Here is a 16,218-nt window from a genome sequence, read left to right on the forward strand (position 1 = left end):
AGCAGGTACGCCAGCTTTCGTATTATCGACAGTCGTAGTGGTAGTCCTACTGCAGCTATAGGTAGTTGTAGTTTTCCCTATGCCGTTAGCGTTCGAATTATCTTTGCCGTTACTACTGGAATTATGAATTCCTGTTGAACTACCGTGATTGGTACCATCTGAATTATTCGTAGTTACGGCCGTACAGGTAGTTGTATATGTTGAGGAGCCGCTAGTGTAGGTTCCACTACAGTCATAATAACAATTGACTGTTTCTGTCGAAGCTTGCGAGCTGCTTACCGTCTTGAAATCTGCTTCAGGATTCTCTGCCAATACACTAGCGCCATTTGTACTCAAACCACTATTAGCATAGGCACTGCCACGAGTAACATTGACATCGGTACTTGTCAGGTTAGGGTTATAACCCCAGCTAACCTTATAGTCGTTACTTAAATCAACCGCACCTAAATCAGTTCTGAAACCGTTGACGTAAGCAGAGGTAAAGCTGGTGGTCAGCTGCGTTTTTGTAACAGCACCTGTGCTTGAGTTGTAGCTAACCGCATAGGGTGCGGTATATGTAACATTTGGGTTGTAATAAAGACTATTAAAATCCGAAGACTTACTTCGGCGGCTTTTCCTAACGGTATCGCTCGAATAATAATCATCAGGAACTATCGTTAACTGCATACTGGTGGAGTTGTCGATAGTTACAAAAATATTCGGCCCGACCCCTGTTGTTAGAAATAGAGGCTGCTGGCTTAAACTTAAAGAAGCCGCTTGAGCTTGTGCCAAGCAACCTATTACCCCAAAAATACCGAAGCCAATAAGAAAGTTGCGTACGATACGCCTGTCCATGTGCTTATTCATTTTTCTACCTTGACAATACTTTGCAAGATCACTGGGATACGCTTGCCACTATCTTTGGCAGCGGCCGTAATACGGTAGTAATAAACGCCCTTGCCCTCAGTAATTTGAGTAACATCAGTCGTATTTTTAGACGTTGTCGCAACAGGCGTAATAACCCAACGAGGCGCCACAGAGAAACTGGAGGTTCCGTCATAGCCGCTGTAGGCCACTGACTGGCTGGCCGTGCCACTGGCATCAAGCGCAGTGCCCGCCCAGGTCAACGCCAGCTCGGTCGTACTAAGATCATATGCCTCCGTCAGGATGCATACGTTACTGCCGATGGCTGCCACACTGACCGGGCAGCTGGAGTATCCGGAGCTGGATGATGAAAAAAGCGTATCGCTCAGATTGAGTAAGCGCCGCTCCCCTTCCCGCAAGGCTGACTCAGCGGCATTAAACGCGCGCGTTCGTTCAGCCAGGTTGCCGCTGACATGGGTCTGCTGAGTTGTGATCCGCATGCTGGACGTTGCGATCAGCGTGATCAGCAGTAGCATGATCAATGCGATAAGGAGGGTCGCGCCTTGCTGGCGTTTAGGCGAGGCGTTCATTGCATGAGATTCCTAAGCATGACGCTTCCCTGAACGATTTGCATGGCATGGGATGTGTCGGTAAGCGAGCGCCCCGTCAACTCGTTCCAATGGGTCACGACATTGCTGCTAACACCATCGAGTACGGCCGATTGAGTGGAAAACAGTGCGGCATAGCGAATAGCTTGATTACCATCGGTGCTATCCGGTAAGGCGAACCAGAGAAAATCTGCCAATCCACTAACCAGAACCTGGGCGCTGGAACCTTGGGCTGAGCACGTCAACGTACCGGCACCAACCGTAGTGCTGCTTACGTAACTGATACGGCTCAAGACATTCGCGCCCGCCGCGATCACGTTACCCAGACAGTCCAGATCCTTGCCGTCTTCGGCGCCTTGATAACGAAAGCAGATACCTGTTTTGTCCGTTGTGAACTGGACGGTCTGCCCTGCGGTAAAGGCGGGGCATCCGTTACTGCTTGCAAGGGCAGGAAAAGCCACCTCCATCGTAGTCTGGTCAAGCACATTGGCGCGAAAGCCTGCCCGTGCGAGCTGTTGATCAACAAGGCTCAGAGCAAAGAAACCATTTTCCTGATTGTTGACCTGCCCTTGGTGATAGAGATAGCTGCGCTTGTTATCCAAATAAATCTGAGTGACACCCAGAATCAAAAAGGCCCCCAAGGTTAAGGCAATCATCATTTCGATAAGCGAGAAACCGTGCTGAACAGAGCGAGCTCTCATGATCACAACTCCGCTCGTACGGTGTAATAGCAAATGCTATTCGTGCAGCCGGCACCGTTCTCGGTGTCGTCTTGCCATGCCAGGACAATCATGACTACCGAGCGACTGATGCTTTCGCAGGCGCCGTAAGGCAGGCTGCCCGAGGCTGGCGGCGTCTTGCTGGGGCACACAGCAAAATTGGCCTTGATCAAGGCATCCGTAACAGGCAATAGCGCCTTGACCTGCTTGAGCCAGCACGTCATGTCTTTGCCTGCTACGGTGGAACCGCCTGAGCCACGCTTCAGTGTGGCGCAGGTTTCGCCTGAAGCGAGCGCCGTTGTCGTGAATGCACTGCCAGCTACTTTGTAGTAAGCGCTGGTTGTACCGAACAGGTCGTCGCTCAAGGCGCCGTCCGGATTGCTACGCATCATTTCAAGTAGATCGTCAGCCAGCATTACAGCATTACTACGTAGCGTGGAATTCTGTGCCAGTTGCACGCTACGCGCCTGCAGGGAAGCCATGCCCAAAAGACCGACACATAAAATCAGCAGGCTCACCAGCACTTCGATCATGCTGAATCCCGCCATGGCATAAGAGTGACGGGCCATATCAACTGCACCCTGTCGCAAGGCTGGACGGCGTGAAATCGCTCATGACGATATTTCCACTGGTTGACAGCGTAAGTAGCTTGCCCGTACTCGAACTGTCGCTCGCGCTGCATACCTGGATAGTTACTACCTTTTCCAAGGTGCCATTAGGCCGGAATACCACTGTATCAACGCTACCGGTCGTATTAGTGCCTGTGGCCGCCAAGCCAGCAGTGTCGTACCGGCGTAGAACCTCGGCCGACATTACGGGGGTCTTTACTGTCGAGACTGTTAGCCCCCCCGTCCAATCAGTTGTGGTCGGCGCCTTAACCGTGACGCTGACCCCACGGCTCACCGCCTCGCTACGGGCATACAGCAGAACACTACGCAGCTCGTTAGCTGCTGTTTGAATGCGATTGGTATGAATCAGGGATTTGAAACTGGGTACTGCCACTGTCACGAAGATACTGATCAAGCTGATCACAACCAATAATTCGATTAATGTCAGCCCTTTACTATGGTTACCGCTCATTTTCGAATACCCACGCGAAAGCTCGGCAATTATTGCCGGTCTTCTAATGATTTCCTGCTTGAATCGTTATGAGACTAAAGAGATGGCGCAAACTACCGCCGCGCTCCAAATGATGTCGTCATGGTAGGGATTACGCAGTCCCGACACAGCCTGCAGAGGACAACTGGGCTAACGAAAATGATGACTGGCGCTTTGTATTAACTTTATTTCCGAAGTGTATCCAATTCAATACAAAGCTATTAGCAACTGCTTTTAGAAAACACTTAAACCTTGCACGAGCCACTTTCAAAACCACCTTAACCCAATAAAAACAAGGCGACAAACTTCACCAGCCAACCGCCCCTTTAACTTTTACCTAATAATTAATAATTAATAATTAACTTTAGCCAACAGAACCCAAAGCACTTAAGTATTTAATAAAAAATAAAGCCGAGCATAAAGTCTAAAAAACTATTTATTTTAATAAACCAATATTTCTCATTAAATGAGATTCCTTTAATATTCAACAACCCTTTATAAAGTTTGCCTACGAACTTATAAACCAGAGATAACCAATATCGCGGCCCTTGGACAGAAACGATGGCATAACATTGATCAAGACGTCTGCTTTATGACAGCTTGGCGGTAGCACGGCGTGTATAGCTTTCACCTGTCCCCGGGTAAGCGTACAATGAGATATTCCTCGCCCGTATCCCCTGGCGAGTCTGTGAGCCTGGGCCGGCCACGTGGAGATCCCGCGTTGCCCGACCGGCCAGAGCCCGACATTCGGTCCACTTCCGTTTGCATCGTGCCCTAACCGCGCTCACGATAATCTGAGCTTATTAAACGCTCGCGTGCTCTAAGCGTCTGTTGCTACCTTTATAGCTACACGGCTGATATGCCGCAGTGTTCAAACAGCCTTACCGTGATAAGCAAAAAAGCCGCCCCGGAGAGCAGCCTCCCATGCCTGATTACCGCTCGAAAACCTCTACCCACGGTCGCAATATGGCCGGCGCTCGTGCCCTGTGGCGCGCCACCGGAATGAAGGATGAAGACTTCAAAAAGCCGATCATTGCGATTGCCAACTCCTTTACTCAGTTCGTACCAGGCCATGTGCACCTAAAGGACCTGGGCCAACTGGTAGCGCGCGAAATTGAAAAAGCTGGCGGCGTCGCCAAGGAATTCAACACCATCGCCGTAGACGACGGCATCGCCATGGGCCATGACGGCATGCTTTATTCCCTGCCGTCCCGCGAAATCATCGCGGATGCCGTGGAATACATGGTCAACGCCCATTGCGCCGACGCCCTGGTGTGCATCTCTAACTGCGACAAGATCACTCCCGGCATGTTGATGGCCGCTCTGCGCCTGAACATTCCTGTCGTGTTCGTATCTGGCGGCCCGATGGAAGCTGGCAAGACCAAATTGGCCAGCCACGGCCTGGACTTGGTCGATGCCATGGTCATCGCTGCCGATAGCACAGCCTCCGATGAAACGGTAGCCGAATACGAGCGCAGCGCCTGCCCCACCTGCGGCTCCTGCTCCGGCATGTTCACGGCCAACTCCATGAACTGCCTGACCGAAGCATTAGGCTTGGCCCTGCCAGGTAACGGCTCGCTGCTGGCGACCCATGCCGACCGAAAGGAATTGTTCCTCCAGGCTGGCCGGACCGTCGTGGAGTTGTGCAAGCGCTACTACCAGGAGAACGATGCATCTGTCCTGCCGCGCAGTATTGCCTCGTACAAGGCGTTCGAAAACGCCATGACGCTGGACATTGCCATGGGCGGCTCTACCAATACCATCCTGCACTTGTTGGCGGCGGCTCAGGAAGCCGAGGTGGAGTTCGATCTGCGCGCCATTGATGCCCTGTCCCGCAAGGTGCCACAGTTGTGCAAGGTTGCGCCAAACATCCAGAAGTACCACATGGAAGATGTACACCGGGCCGGTGGCATCATCAGCATCCTGGGTGAACTGGCCCGCGGCGGCCTGCTCCACACGGACCTTCCGACCGTGCATAGCAAGACCCTGGGCGAAGCCATCGAGAAGTGGGACGTGACCATTACTCAGGACGACGCCGTGAAGACCTTCTTCAAGGCCGGTCCGGCCGGTATCCCGACACAGGAAGCCTTCAGCCAGGCGACCCGTTGGGACACACTGGATGACGACCGCGCCAATGGGTGTATCCGCAGCGTTGAGCATGCTTACTCTCAGGAAGGCGGTCTGGCCGTGCTATACGGCAACATTGCCCTGGACGGTTGCGTGGTAAAGACAGCTGGCGTGGATGAGTCCATTCATGTCTTTGAAGGTTCGGCCAAGATCTTCGAAAGCCAGGACGCTGCGGTTAAAGGCATCCTGAACGACGAAGTGAAAGCCGGCGATATCGTGATCATTCGCTACGAAGGTCCGAAAGGCGGGCCGGGCATGCAGGAAATGCTGTATCCCACCAGCTATCTGAAGTCCAAAGGTCTGGGCAAGCAGTGTGCCTTGCTTACCGATGGTCGCTTCTCGGGCGGGACCTCGGGCCTGTCCATTGGCCACGCTTCTCCAGAAGCCGCAGCCGGCGGTGCGATTGGTTTGGTGAAAGATGGCGATAAGGTTCTTATCGATATTCCCAACCGTAGCATTAACCTGCTCGTTAGCGACGAGGAGCTGTCCCACCGCCGCATCGAACAGGACAAGAAAGGCTGGAAGCCTGCCGCACCGCGTACACGCCGCGTGACTACAGCATTGAAAGCCTATGCCCTGCTGGCAACCAGTGCTGATAAAGGTGCTGTTCGTAACAAGGCGATGCTGGACGACTGATCTACCCTAGCCGGGCAGCTCAGGCTGCCCGGTTCTCCAGTCGAAAATATCCCAACAGAAATGCACTTTTTTGGGGCATTCCACCAAGAGCTTATCCTGCATGAAGCGCCTGGAATATACAGGCTTAAGGCGCATCCTAGAGCCATAGGATCGCTAAAGTAGTGCGCAACAGGCAAGTATGCTCTCCCTCTGCAAGCAGTGTTCTGCTTCGTATTGTGACTAGTGTTACCGTGCCACTGTTACGTTTTGCACCGTTGAAGTGCAAGTCAGAGAAAATTCACGACTCAACGCCCTCTTTTGGTTCTTTTCTGGAGCCACTAATCCCCTCGCTATAAACGGCGCAGCAAGGCCAGTGGCCATCCCTACCAGCACTGTTCATAAAAACATACGCCTTGTTCGAAATATGGATCAATTTCTGCATAGGCATCCGGGCTATTTCCTATTCTCGAGAAGTAACTCGTATGAGCTCAACACATCAAAGCGGTTTTGTACGCGTACTGGGCCGAAAAGAAGTCCTGGCGCTGGCTTTTGGCGCCATGATCGGTTGGGGCTGGATTGTCATGACCGGTGAGTGGATCCGTTCTGCTGGCAGTCTAGGCTCCATTCTGGCGTTTCTAATCGGTGGCCTCGCCATTATTCTGATCGGTTTGACCTATGCCGAACTGGCAGCAGCCATGCCGCAGGCAGGCGGTGAGCATAGCTACAGCTACCGAGCGCTCGGGCATTTCAGTTCGTTCATTTGCACCTGGGCCATTGTGCTCGGCTACATTTCGGTGGTTGCGTTCGAGGCCGTAGCCTTGCCTACGGTGGTGGACAATCTCTTCCCCGGGTATCAGGTAGGTTTTCTCTGGAATGTCGCCGGCTGGGATGTCTATGCATCCTGGGTAGCGGTTGGGATGGCCGGATCGCTGATCATGATGATGGTCAACTATTTCGGCGTAACAACCGCTTCGCTGCTGCAAAAGGTAGTGGTACTGCTGATCGTGGTGGTTGGCGTGATGTTTATCAGTGGTGCGCTGTTTACCGGTGAGACCGCTAACATGGAGCCGCTGCTGGTAGGCGGTAGTGCTGGGGTCATGACGGTCCTAATCATGGTGCCGTTCATGTTTGTCGGATTCGACGTTATTCCTCAAGCGGCCGAAGAGGTCAATCTGCCTCCACGCGACATCGGCAAGTTGCTAATCGTCTCGGTAGTCATGGCGGTCGTCTTTTACGCGTTGATGATTCTTGGCGTCAGCCTGGCCCTGCCGGTCAGTGCGATCAGTGCTGACGTACTGACCGTGCCGCAAGCCATGCAGGCAGTTTATGGTGCGCCCTGGGCAGCCAAACTGATGATCATGGCAGGCCTGGCCGGTATCATTACCAGCTGGAACGCGTTCTATATTGGCGGCAGCCGCGCCATTTACGCCCTCGCCCACTCCGGTATGTTGCCCGCGTTTCTGGGCAAGCTGCACGGCCGCTACCGCACCCCAACCAACGCCATTTTGCTGATTGGCCTGATCAGTACCTTTGCTCCGCTGCTGGGCCGTAAAGCGCTGGTATGGTTTGTGGACGCTGGCAGTCTCGCCATCGTTATCGCCTACCTGTTTGTAGCGATTTCGTTTGTTGTCTTGCGACTGCGCGAACCCAACATGCCGCGTCCGTTCAAGGTAGCGGCTGGCCTGCCGGTAGGCATTCTAGCCGTCGTACTGAGCCTGGCACTAACCATGATGTACATGCCGTTCAGCCCATCGGCGCTGATTCCAGTGGAGTGGGCCCTGTTCATATCCTGGATGGTCATTGGCCTCATCCTGTATGGATACGCCCGTAACCGTTATGGTGTGGCCTATACGGAACAGGCGATGCGCCGCGAGCTGTCCTGACACCATAAAGGCGCCTAGCGGCAAGGTAAACTGACCGCTTCTCTCATGGAGGGGCTGCGAGAGAGGCGGTCATGTACAGCCTTGTTACTGATACTCACGCTGAGCGCTGATCTTCAATAGTCGATACACATAAACCCCTACGATTGTCAGTAGCACCACTTTGGAGCCTGGGTCCATAAACTGGGCTACCCGATCGTATTCGGTATGCAATACATACCCTGCCACAGTCAGCACTGTCGTCCAGATCAACGAACCTGCCAGTGTATAAAACAGAAACGAGGGCAATGGCAGACGTGCAATCCCGGCCGGCACTGAAATCAATGTGCGAATGGCGGGCACCAAACGCCCAAAGAAAACCGCCTTGTTACCATGGGCCTGGAACCATAGCGATGCCTCGCCTACATCCTTAGGCGATACCGTCAGCCAGCGACCATACCGCTTGGCCAACCGTTTCATGCGCTCCTCTCCCAGACTGGCTCCGGCGTAATACCAGGGTAATGCGCCCAGAAAAGACCCCATTGTTCCTGCCAGGATAACCCCTACGATATTCAAATCGCCTCGCGCTGCCAGAAAGCCCGCCAGCGGCATGATGACTTCCGATGGAATCGGCGGGAACAGATTTTCCAGAAACATCAGCGTCAGGACACCCAGATAGCCTCCTTGCTCAATCAGCCCAATAATGGTCTCGAACACTGTGCAGTCCTCATAAGCAACGATAAATAACCGGTCAGCCTTGTCAGCTACCGAAAATAATGATTTTCACGATACGTACAGTGAAGGCCTCTGCTATGCGCTTTCACAGGGCAGTAAGACAGCGAGACCGTAAAAAGTTGATCCTACGGTCCAGGCTGTTTATTACCAGACGTAAACCAGAGCACTTCACTCAACAGAGGCGCAGGTGCTTTTGCCCGCTTCATCCGTCTGTGCCAAACAGGCTGTGCGGCACGGAAAGACGCCAGTACACTTGCCGCCTTTTGCGGAACTGCCCTATGCGCCAGTCGGAACCCCCACTGCCTTCTCGTCATGAATTGGTCTATGGCCTGGATGGCCGCCCTCGTCTTCCTATCGCCCTGCTCGCCGCGTTACAACACCTGCTGGCCATCATCGTTCCTATCGTCACACCAGGCCTTTTGATCTGTCAGGCACTAGGCGTGTCATCCCGAGACACCAACCTGATCGTGTCTATGTCGCTGGTTATTTCGGGTATTGCCACGTTCGTGCAGTGCCGCCGGTTCGGCCCGTTCGGTGCAGGCCTGTTGATCGTTCAGGGAACCAGCTTCAACTTCGTGGGCCCGCTGATCGCCGGCGGTGCACTAATGGTTAAACAAGGCACTCCTGTAGAAGCCGTCATGGCGGCCATTTTTGGCGTAGTCATGGCCGGCTCCTTTGTGGAAATGGGTATTTCGCGCATCCTGCCGTTCGTGAAGCGCCTGATCACGCCGCTGGTAACCGGTATCGTGGTATTGATGATTGGCCTGACGCTGATCAAGGTAGGCCTGATCAGTATGGGGGGCGGCTTCTCAGCCATGAGCCAGGGGACCTTTGCCAATGGAGAGAACCTGCTGCTCTCCGGCGTGGTGCTGGCTATTATCGTCGTGCTCAATCGCGTCCGCATCGTGTGGGTGCGTAGTGCCGCCATCGTGCTGGCTTTGCTGGCTGGCTATGGGCTGGCAGCGTACCTGGGCCGATTGGATTTTACCGGCATGCACGAAGCGCCGCTGTTCCAGGTACCGGTACCCCTGCATTTCGGCCTGGGGTTTTCCTGGGCATTGTTCGTGCCGATGCTGGTGATTTACCTCGTCACCTCACTGGAGGCCATCGGCGACGTAACCGCCACTAGCAAGGTTTCGCAGCAGCCCGTCGAAGGCCCCGTCTGGATGGCTCGGATCAAAGGCGGTGTTCTGGTCAATGGTGCCAATTCGCTGCTGGCCGGTCTGTTTAACAGTTTTCCCAGTTCGATCTTTGCGCAGAATAACGGTGTGATCCAGCTGACCGGCATCGCTAGCCGTCATGTCGGCTTGTGGATTGCGGTCATGCTGGTCCTGCTCGGCCTGTTTCCTGCGGTAGCCGGCATCATTCAGGCTGTGCCCGAGCCGGTACTGGGCGGCGCGGCTCTTGTCATGTTTGGGGCTGTGGCAGCCTCCGGGATCAATATCCTGGCCGGTATTCAACTGGATCGCCGCGCCCTGCTGATCATTGCCGTTTCCCTGGCGTTGGGCTTGGGTGTTTCTCAGGTTCCTGAGTTCCTGGCGCACATGCCAGCGGCCCTGCGAGATGTTTTGAACTCCGGCGTAGCCACAGGCGGACTGTGTGCCCTGATCATGAATTGGTTCCTACCGGAGCCTCGCCATGACGAAGGGACAGAACAGCCATAACCGATAGGACATCGGCGTGTTTTGAACACGCCGATGCCTGCCTGGCTGCTCTGTTTTCAACATTTCCCGGCCTTAGAAGTCGAATGTTTCATTCACTCGCTCTACCTGCGGGAAGCCAACATGCTTGAAAACACAGCCCAGATCATTCGCGTCGGTCTTATCGCCGATACCCATAACCTGCTCCGTCCCGAGGCGTTACAAGCTTTGGAAGGTAGCGATCACATCATTCATGCCGGAGATATTGGCAAACCCGACATTCTTGAACGGCTACGTGAAATCGCTCCCCTTACGGTCGTTCGCGGCAATAACGATACCGCTGACTGGGCCATGGCTATTCCTGAAACAGCGGAGCTTACCTTTGGCGATGTACGAATCTACCTGATCCATATCCTGCAGGATTTGAAGATAGACCCGGCCGCAGAGGGGATTCGCGTGGTGGTCAGCGGACACTCACACAAGCCCAAGCTGGAAGAGCGTGACGGAACCCTTTACTTCAACCCCGGCAGCGCCGGCCCTCGGCGCTTCAAACTTCCCATATCTGTAGGCCGGCTGACGCTTCGCGGCAACGAGGTAGAGGCCGAACTGCTTACCTTAGGTTAGCGCTAGCCCTACCCCTAAATCATGGCAGGCAAAGGCTTGAAGCCTTTTCAGGCATGCGATTTCCAGCTCACAGTAAAGGCTTGGCTACCGCTACCGGTACACGTTGCCGCTGCCCGGCACAGGCAAAATAAATCGCCCCGCCCAGGAGCGAACCGGTAAACCAGCCATAATCGTAGAACCACGTCATGACTCCTGTCGTCAAGGCGATGAGTGTCAACACGACCGGAATGCCAAATGCTACGAAACCTGCAACGTTATAGGCTGGATAAATATCGTCTTGGTACAACCCGATCAGGTTGAGTTGCTGCTTTTTCACAATGAAGTAGTCCACCACCATGATTCCAGCAATAGGGCCGAGCAGGCTGGAATAACCTAGCAGCCAATTGGAATAGATACTTTCCAGGCTGACGTCCGAAACGATCCAACCGAGCTTTTTGAGCAGCTCATGCGCCATTAGCGCTAAGCCGACAAATCCGGTGATAAGCACTGCCTTGGTCCGATTGATGTATTTAGGCGCCAGGTTCTGAAAGTCATTGGTAGGGGATACGATATTGGCAGCAGTATTGGTCGACAGGGTAGCTATGACGATCAGAGCCATAGCCAAGGCTACCCAGAGGGGACTTTGGATATGGCCAATCAGAGAAACCGGATCGGAAACCGTCTCGCCCACCAGCGAGGCCGAGGCTGCGGTCATTACCACACCGAGCGAAGCGAATAGAAACATGGTAACCGGCAGGCCGATTACCTGACCGACAATCTGGTCTTTTTGGCTTCGAGCATAGCGGCTGAAATCGGGGATATTGAGTGACAGCGTTGCCCAAAAGCCCACCATAGCGGTCAGTCCAGCAAAAAAATACTTCATGACGCTTTCATCGGCTGGCCGCTTGGCTGGCTGCGCCAGCAGCTCCGTCATCGAGACATAAGGCATTGCCCACATCAGCAAGCCTACACCCACTAACAGTAGAAGCGGAGCAGACAGCGTTTCCAACCACTTGATAGATTCAGCGCCCCGGATTACGACCCACAGGTTTGCCGTCCAGAACAGCATGAAGCCGATCACCTCCCCCGCCCCGCCCAAATCTTTCCAACCCTCAAAAATTGAGCCGAGAAAAAGATGAATGGCCAGACCACCAAACATTGTCTGAATACCAAACCAACCACAGGCGACCACAGCTCGGATCAAACACGGCACGTTAGAACCTAAAATTCCAAACGAACTGCGTAACAGCACGGGAAACGGTATACCGTATTTTGTTCCTGGAAAGGCATTCAGAGTCAGGGGAATCAGGACAATAAGATTGGCGACTAGAATGGTAAACAGCGCCTCGCCTACAGACAGTCCAAAATAAGCGGTCAATACTCCGCCTAACGTGTAAGTAGGCACACAGATCGCCATACCCACCCAGAGCGCAGCTATATGCCATTTGTTCCAGGTTCGCTCGGCCACCCGCGTGGGCGCCATATCGTGATTGTAGCGAGGACTGTTCAGAACATCCGGGCCAGCCTTCAACTCATACAAACCATGGCGGCTAGTCGCCTCTGATCTACTCTGTTGCATCGCAAGCGCTCCTGATTCTTATCGTACGCGGTAGACGAATAGGCACGGTGAGGTCAGATGTACTCTCAATAAACGTGCCCAAACGAATCAAGAAACGAAGGTTTGCTGGGTAGATATGCCAACTTATTGAAATAAAAGAAAATTATTTTTGAGTCGACTAGAGATGAGCTTTGCTTGATGCGACAGACAAGTGATTGAGCAATAGATCAGGAATCAAACTGGTGCACCCGCGTCCTAACCGTCAGGCTATGCCGCTAGGCAAAAAGCGGTAAGCCGCTGAATTTTTTGATAAATAGGAAAAAGCGAACCTGCAACAAATTGGTGAGCCGCTTTCACCAATTTAGGGAACTTGGCTGATAGGGTTTATAAGTTAGCCAATACATTAAAATCCATAAACATTATCCGTTCTGGCTCAGCGGTGCCTGTAACAACGCTGCTAGAACCAACTCCAGAGGCTAATCTTGGCACGAGCATTACAAGCCGTTCTCGCCAAGGTTAACCACGGATTTCAGAGAACCAGGCAGTTACTTTTTGCCCCCGTCCTTGAACTGATCCTCTATGTAAGTAATTTTGGTCTTGCCATGCGGGGCCGGATTACCATTCTCATCCAGATTCACAAATACGATTTTGTCGATGGTCAAGATACTCTTGCGAGTGATCTTGTTGCGGACCTCGCAGCGCAGCGTAATTGAGGTGCGACCAAACTCGGTTGCCGTAATACCCAATTCGATGATATCGCCAATGCGAGAAGCGCTAACGAAATTGATTTCAGAAATGTACTTGGTTACGACTCGCTGATTACCCAACTGAACGATGGCGTAGATCGCAGCTTCCTCATCAATCCACTTGAGCAGGCTCCCCCCAAACAACGTGTTGTTAGCATTCAAATCTTCGGGCTTGACCCACTTGCGGGTATGGAAATTCATCGTCAGCGTCTCCTTGAGTCCTTGCTGTGTTGCTAAACCGGTTCAGTTTTAGAGACCTTGGCACAAAGGTCGTTCCTCTGCATGCAGTCGATTACTGATCATCATGAATCCGGCACACCTACAAACCTGGCGGATTGCCCGCTATACTGCCTGCCCATGACGGTTTCGATATCGTCACCCGCCATCCCACCGAGGGGCGCTGCAGCAGGAGTCCTCCTGTCAGGCTCGGGGGAGCGTAGCCGCAGACCCGCTCTGCACACGCATCAACGGCGCCCATTCGCATCACCGGGTTTGTCCTCCTGCATACTGTGTCGACTGCCGTCGCTATGCCTGGACATCCGATTACTTCAAACGAATGGAGAGCTACATGAGCGCTGTTATTACGCCTGCCGATTTTAACGACTACAAGGTTGCCGACATTTCCTTGGCTGCCTGGGGCCGCCGCGAGATCATCATCGCCGAGTCGGAAATGCCGGCCCTGATGGCCTTACGCCGTAAATATGCGGATGAGCAGCCACTTAAAGGCGCCAAGATCCTGGGCTGCATCCACATGACCATCCAGACGGCCGTTTTGATCGAAACCCTGGTTGCCCTGGGCGCTGAGGTCCGCTGGTCGTCCTGCAACATCTTCTCGACCCAGGATCAAGCTGCCGCCGCTATTGCCGCCGTCGGTATTCCTGTCTTCGCCTGGAAAGGCGAAACCGAAGAAGAGTACGAGTGGTGCATCGAGCAGACCATCCTGAAGGATGGCCAGCCATGGGATGCCAACATGGTTCTTGACGACGGCGGTGACCTGACTCAGATCCTGCACGACAAATACCCGAACGTTCTGGAAGGCATCCATGGCGTTACCGAAGAGACCACTACCGGTGTGCATCGTCTGCAGGACATGCTGAAGAAAGGCACCCTGAAGATTCCGGCAATCAACGTCAACGACTCGGTTACCAAGAGCAAGAACGACAACAAGTACGGCTGCCGTCACAGCCTGAACGATGCTATCAAGCGTGCCACTGACCACCTGCTGTCCGGTAAGCAAGCGCTAGTCATCGGCTATGGCGACGTGGGTAAAGGCTCGGCAGCCTCCCTGCGCCAGGAAGGCATGATCGTAAAAGTATCTGAAGTCGATCCTATCTGCGCCATGCAAGCCTGCATGGACGGCTATGAAGTCGTTTCACCCTACAAGAGCGGCCTGAACGATGGTACCGAAGCAAGCGTTGACGCCGACCTGCTGGGCAAGATCGATCTGATCGTTACCACGACCGGTAACGCCAATGTGTGCGATGCCAACATGCTGAAAAATCTTAAGAAGCGCGCCGTGGTTTGTAACATTGGCCACTTCGACAACGAAATCGACACCGCTTTCATGCGCAAGAACTGGGCATGGGAAGAGGTCAAGCCGCAGGTGCACAAGATTCATCGCACCGGTAAAGACGGTTTCGATGCACAAAATGATGACTATCTGATCCTGCTGGCGGAAGGCCGTCTGGTAAACCTGGGCAATGCTACCGGCCATCCAAGCCGGATTATGGACGGCTCCTTTGCTAACCAGGTCTTGGCACAGATCTATCTGTTTAACGAGAAGTTTGCCGACCTGCCCGTAGTTGAGAAGAGCAAAAACGTCACTGTTATGGTCCTACCGAAAAAGCTTGACGAAGAAGTCGCGCTGGAAATGGTTAAGGGCTTCGGTGGTGTGGTTACTCGCCTGACACCGGAACAGGCTGCCTACATTGGTGTTGAACAAGACGGCCCGTTCAAGCCGGACACTTACCGCTACTAAGAGAAGTGAGAAGAGGCGGCTCTCCCGTCCTCTTTTCCAACCCCCAAGGGTCCGCCAGCGGGCCCTCGGGAATGAGCGCCGCGCTCCAGGAAGATTCCATGACTACCATTCAACCCAGCGTCAGTTTCGAGTTCTTCCCAACGAAGACCGAAGCCGGGCATGAAAAACTTTTGAATACCGCTCGTCAGTTGACTGACTATGCGCCTGAGTTCTTTTCCTGCACCTACGGTGCCGGCGGCTCTACACGAGACCGCACCTACAACACGGTATTACAGCTAAGTAACGAAACCCGGATTCCTACGGCACCTCACCTGTCTTGTGTAGGCGACTCGAAGGCTGAACTGCGTGCCCTGCTCGAGCAATACCGCAGCGCCGGAATCAATCGGATCGTAGCCCTTCGCGGTGATTTGCCCTCTGGCATGGGGCTCTCCAGTGGCGAGCTGCGTTATGCCAACGAGCTGGTCAGCTTTATTCGCGAAGAGACCGGCGATCATTTCCACATTGAAGTGGCTGCCTATCCAGAAACGCATCCACAGGCCCGCAACTTCGAAGCGGACCTGGCCAATTTTGTCCGTAAAATCAAGGCGGGTGCCAACGGCGCAATCACTCAATACTTCTTTAATGCCGACAGTTACTTTTATTTTATTGAAAGAGCGCGCAAGCTAGGTGTTGAAGTCCCTGTGATTCCTGGCATTATGCCAATCACTAATTACAGCAGCCTGGCCCGCTTCTCCGAAGCTTGTGGCGCAGAAATCCCACGCTGGATTCGCAAACAGCTTGAAGCGTATGCTGATGATGTCAAAAGCATCCAGGCCTTTGGCGAAGAAGTAGTAACAACAATGTGTGAACGCCTGTTGGCTGGCGGAGCGCCTGCCCTGCATTTCTACACGTTGAATCAGGCTGAACCCAGCCTGGCCATATGGAACAACCTTGGCTTTAAGAGCTGAAAATAATCGCTTGGGGCCATCCTCCAGCCCACTGCCCAGCGCAGGGCAGCCGTGTGTGGAGGAGACAACCGTATCGTTGGTGTCAGCTCCGGGCGAAATCGCGCCCCAACGTCGGCGGGACGCCGACTTAGTAGACAGGAAC

The 16,218-nt window shown here is 53.6% G+C and carries 13 protein-coding genes and 1 riboswitch; of the genes, 6 read left to right on the top strand and 7 right to left on the bottom strand.

The genetic code is table 11. The features are described 5' to 3' along the window. Nucleotides 1-842: 842 nt before the first annotated feature. Genes IQ22_RS08620 through IQ22_RS08635 form a run of 4 tightly spaced genes read right to left on the bottom strand, consistent with a single transcriptional unit; the run spans nt 843 to nt 3,250 of the window. Nucleotides 843-1,433, bottom strand: coding sequence for a pilus assembly PilX family protein (locus tag IQ22_RS08620; protein ID WP_145140757.1), 591 nt, complete (start codon nt 1,431-1,433; stop codon nt 843-845). Continuing rightward, the gene (locus tag IQ22_RS08625) at nt 1,430-2,152 is read right to left on the bottom strand and encodes a PilW family protein (protein WP_244309039.1); all 723 of its coding nucleotides are present in this window, start codon (nt 2,150-2,152) and stop codon (nt 1,430-1,432) included. Before IQ22_RS08625 ends, IQ22_RS08620 begins: the two co-directional genes overlap by 4 nt. Before the next feature lie 2 nt (nt 2,153-2,154). Next, the gene (pilV, locus tag IQ22_RS08630) at nt 2,155-2,739 is read right to left on the bottom strand and encodes a type IV pilus modification protein PilV (protein ID WP_244309041.1); all 585 of its coding nucleotides are present in this window, start codon (nt 2,737-2,739) and stop codon (nt 2,155-2,157) included. A gap of 1 nt (nt 2,740) precedes the next feature. After that, a complete protein-coding gene (locus IQ22_RS08635; protein ID WP_145140759.1) occupies nt 2,741-3,250 on the bottom strand; it encodes a GspH/FimT family pseudopilin in 510 nt (169 codons plus the stop codon). Between the two features lie 942 nt (nt 3,251-4,192). Here IQ22_RS08635 and ilvD point away from each other — a divergent pair. Together ilvD and IQ22_RS08645 are read left to right on the top strand one after the other, a co-directional pair. After that, entirely contained in the window at nt 4,193-6,031 is a 1,839-nt protein-coding gene (gene ilvD / locus IQ22_RS08640) for a dihydroxy-acid dehydratase (protein WP_145140760.1), read from the top strand. Nucleotides 6,032-6,492: 461 nt separating this feature from the next. After that, the gene (locus tag IQ22_RS08645; protein WP_145140761.1) at nt 6,493-7,893 is read left to right on the top strand and encodes an APC family permease; all 1,401 of its coding nucleotides are present in this window, start codon (nt 6,493-6,495) and stop codon (nt 7,891-7,893) included. Between the two features lie 84 nt (nt 7,894-7,977). Here IQ22_RS08645 and IQ22_RS08650 read toward each other — a convergent pair whose 3' ends face one another. Continuing rightward, nucleotides 7,978-8,586, bottom strand: a complete 609-nt coding sequence (locus IQ22_RS08650; RefSeq protein ID WP_145140762.1) for a DedA family protein — start codon at nt 8,584-8,586, stop codon at nt 7,978-7,980. A gap of 296 nt (nt 8,587-8,882) precedes the next feature. Here IQ22_RS08650 and IQ22_RS08655 point away from each other — a divergent pair, with 296 nt between their 5' ends. Both IQ22_RS08655 and IQ22_RS08660 read left to right on the top strand, forming a co-directional pair. Beyond that, nucleotides 8,883-10,268: a nucleobase:cation symporter-2 family protein gene (locus tag IQ22_RS08655; protein ID WP_145140763.1), complete on the top strand. Its 1,386-nt coding sequence runs from the start codon at nt 8,883-8,885 to the stop codon at nt 10,266-10,268. Between the two features lie 120 nt (nt 10,269-10,388). Then, nucleotides 10,389-10,868: a metallophosphoesterase family protein gene (locus IQ22_RS08660; RefSeq protein WP_145141176.1), complete on the top strand. Its 480-nt coding sequence runs from the start codon at nt 10,389-10,391 to the stop codon at nt 10,866-10,868. Nucleotides 10,869-10,935: 67 nt separating this feature from the next. Here the strand turns inward: IQ22_RS08660 and IQ22_RS08665 are convergent, their stop codons facing one another. Together IQ22_RS08665 and IQ22_RS08670 are read right to left on the bottom strand one after the other, a co-directional pair. Continuing rightward, nucleotides 10,936-12,426 carry an NCS1 family nucleobase:cation symporter-1 gene (locus IQ22_RS08665; protein ID WP_145140764.1) on the bottom strand — a complete coding sequence of 497 codons (1,491 nt, stop codon included), beginning with the start codon at nt 12,424-12,426 and terminating at the stop codon, nt 10,936-10,938. A 524-nt stretch (nt 12,427-12,950) separates the two neighbouring features. Beyond that, nucleotides 12,951-13,352 carry an acyl-CoA thioesterase gene (locus IQ22_RS08670; protein ID WP_145140765.1) on the bottom strand — a complete coding sequence of 134 codons (402 nt, stop codon included), beginning with the start codon at nt 13,350-13,352 and terminating at the stop codon, nt 12,951-12,953. Nucleotides 13,353-13,537: 185 nt separating this feature from the next. Then, a riboswitch (S-adenosyl-L-homocysteine riboswitch) is annotated at nt 13,538-13,634 on the top strand. An 85-nt stretch (nt 13,635-13,719) separates the two neighbouring features. Here IQ22_RS08670 and ahcY point away from each other — a divergent pair. Beyond that, nucleotides 13,720-15,129, top strand: a complete 1,410-nt coding sequence (ahcY, locus tag IQ22_RS08675; RefSeq protein WP_145140766.1) for an adenosylhomocysteinase — start codon at nt 13,720-13,722, stop codon at nt 15,127-15,129. A gap of 98 nt (nt 15,130-15,227) precedes the next feature. Beyond that, the gene (metF, locus tag IQ22_RS08680; protein ID WP_145140767.1) at nt 15,228-16,076 is read left to right on the top strand and encodes a methylenetetrahydrofolate reductase [NAD(P)H]; all 849 of its coding nucleotides are present in this window, start codon (nt 15,228-15,230) and stop codon (nt 16,074-16,076) included. Nucleotides 16,077-16,218: the final 142 nt, after the last annotated feature.

It is taken from the genome of Pseudomonas duriflava, from assembly GCF_007830155.1.
Lineage (GTDB): Bacteria > Pseudomonadota > Gammaproteobacteria > Pseudomonadales > Pseudomonadaceae > Chryseomonas > Chryseomonas duriflava.

Bases quoted from the DNA above. Each gene is read 5' to 3' on its own strand.
- IQ22_RS08625 (WP_244309039.1), bottom strand. From the start codon at position 2,152: ATGAGAGCTCGCTCTGTTCAGCACGGTTTCTCGCTTATCGAAATGATG.
- IQ22_RS08670 (WP_145140765.1), bottom strand. From the start codon at position 13,352: ATGAATTTCCATACCCGCAAGTGGGTCAAGCCCGAAGATTTGAATGCT.
- IQ22_RS08655 (WP_145140763.1), top strand. From the start codon at position 8,883: ATGCGCCAGTCGGAACCCCCACTGCCTTCTCGTCATGAATTGGTCTAT.
- IQ22_RS08665 (WP_145140764.1), bottom strand. From the start codon at position 12,426: ATGCAACAGAGTAGATCAGAGGCGACTAGCCGCCATGGTTTGTATGAG.
- IQ22_RS08620 (WP_145140757.1), bottom strand. From the start codon at position 1,433: ATGAACGCCTCGCCTAAACGCCAGCAAGGCGCGACCCTCCTTATCGCA.
- ahcY (WP_145140766.1), top strand. From the start codon at position 13,720: ATGAGCGCTGTTATTACGCCTGCCGATTTTAACGACTACAAGGTTGCC.
- ilvD (WP_145140760.1), top strand. From the start codon at position 4,193: ATGCCTGATTACCGCTCGAAAACCTCTACCCACGGTCGCAATATGGCC.
- pilV (WP_244309041.1), bottom strand. From the start codon at position 2,739: ATGGCCCGTCACTCTTATGCCATGGCGGGATTCAGCATGATCGAAGTG.
- IQ22_RS08660 (WP_145141176.1), top strand. From the start codon at position 10,389: ATGCTTGAAAACACAGCCCAGATCATTCGCGTCGGTCTTATCGCCGAT.
- IQ22_RS08635 (WP_145140759.1), bottom strand. From the start codon at position 3,250: ATGAGCGGTAACCATAGTAAAGGGCTGACATTAATCGAATTATTGGTT.
- IQ22_RS08645 (WP_145140761.1), top strand. From the start codon at position 6,493: ATGAGCTCAACACATCAAAGCGGTTTTGTACGCGTACTGGGCCGAAAA.
- metF (WP_145140767.1), top strand. From the start codon at position 15,228: ATGACTACCATTCAACCCAGCGTCAGTTTCGAGTTCTTCCCAACGAAG.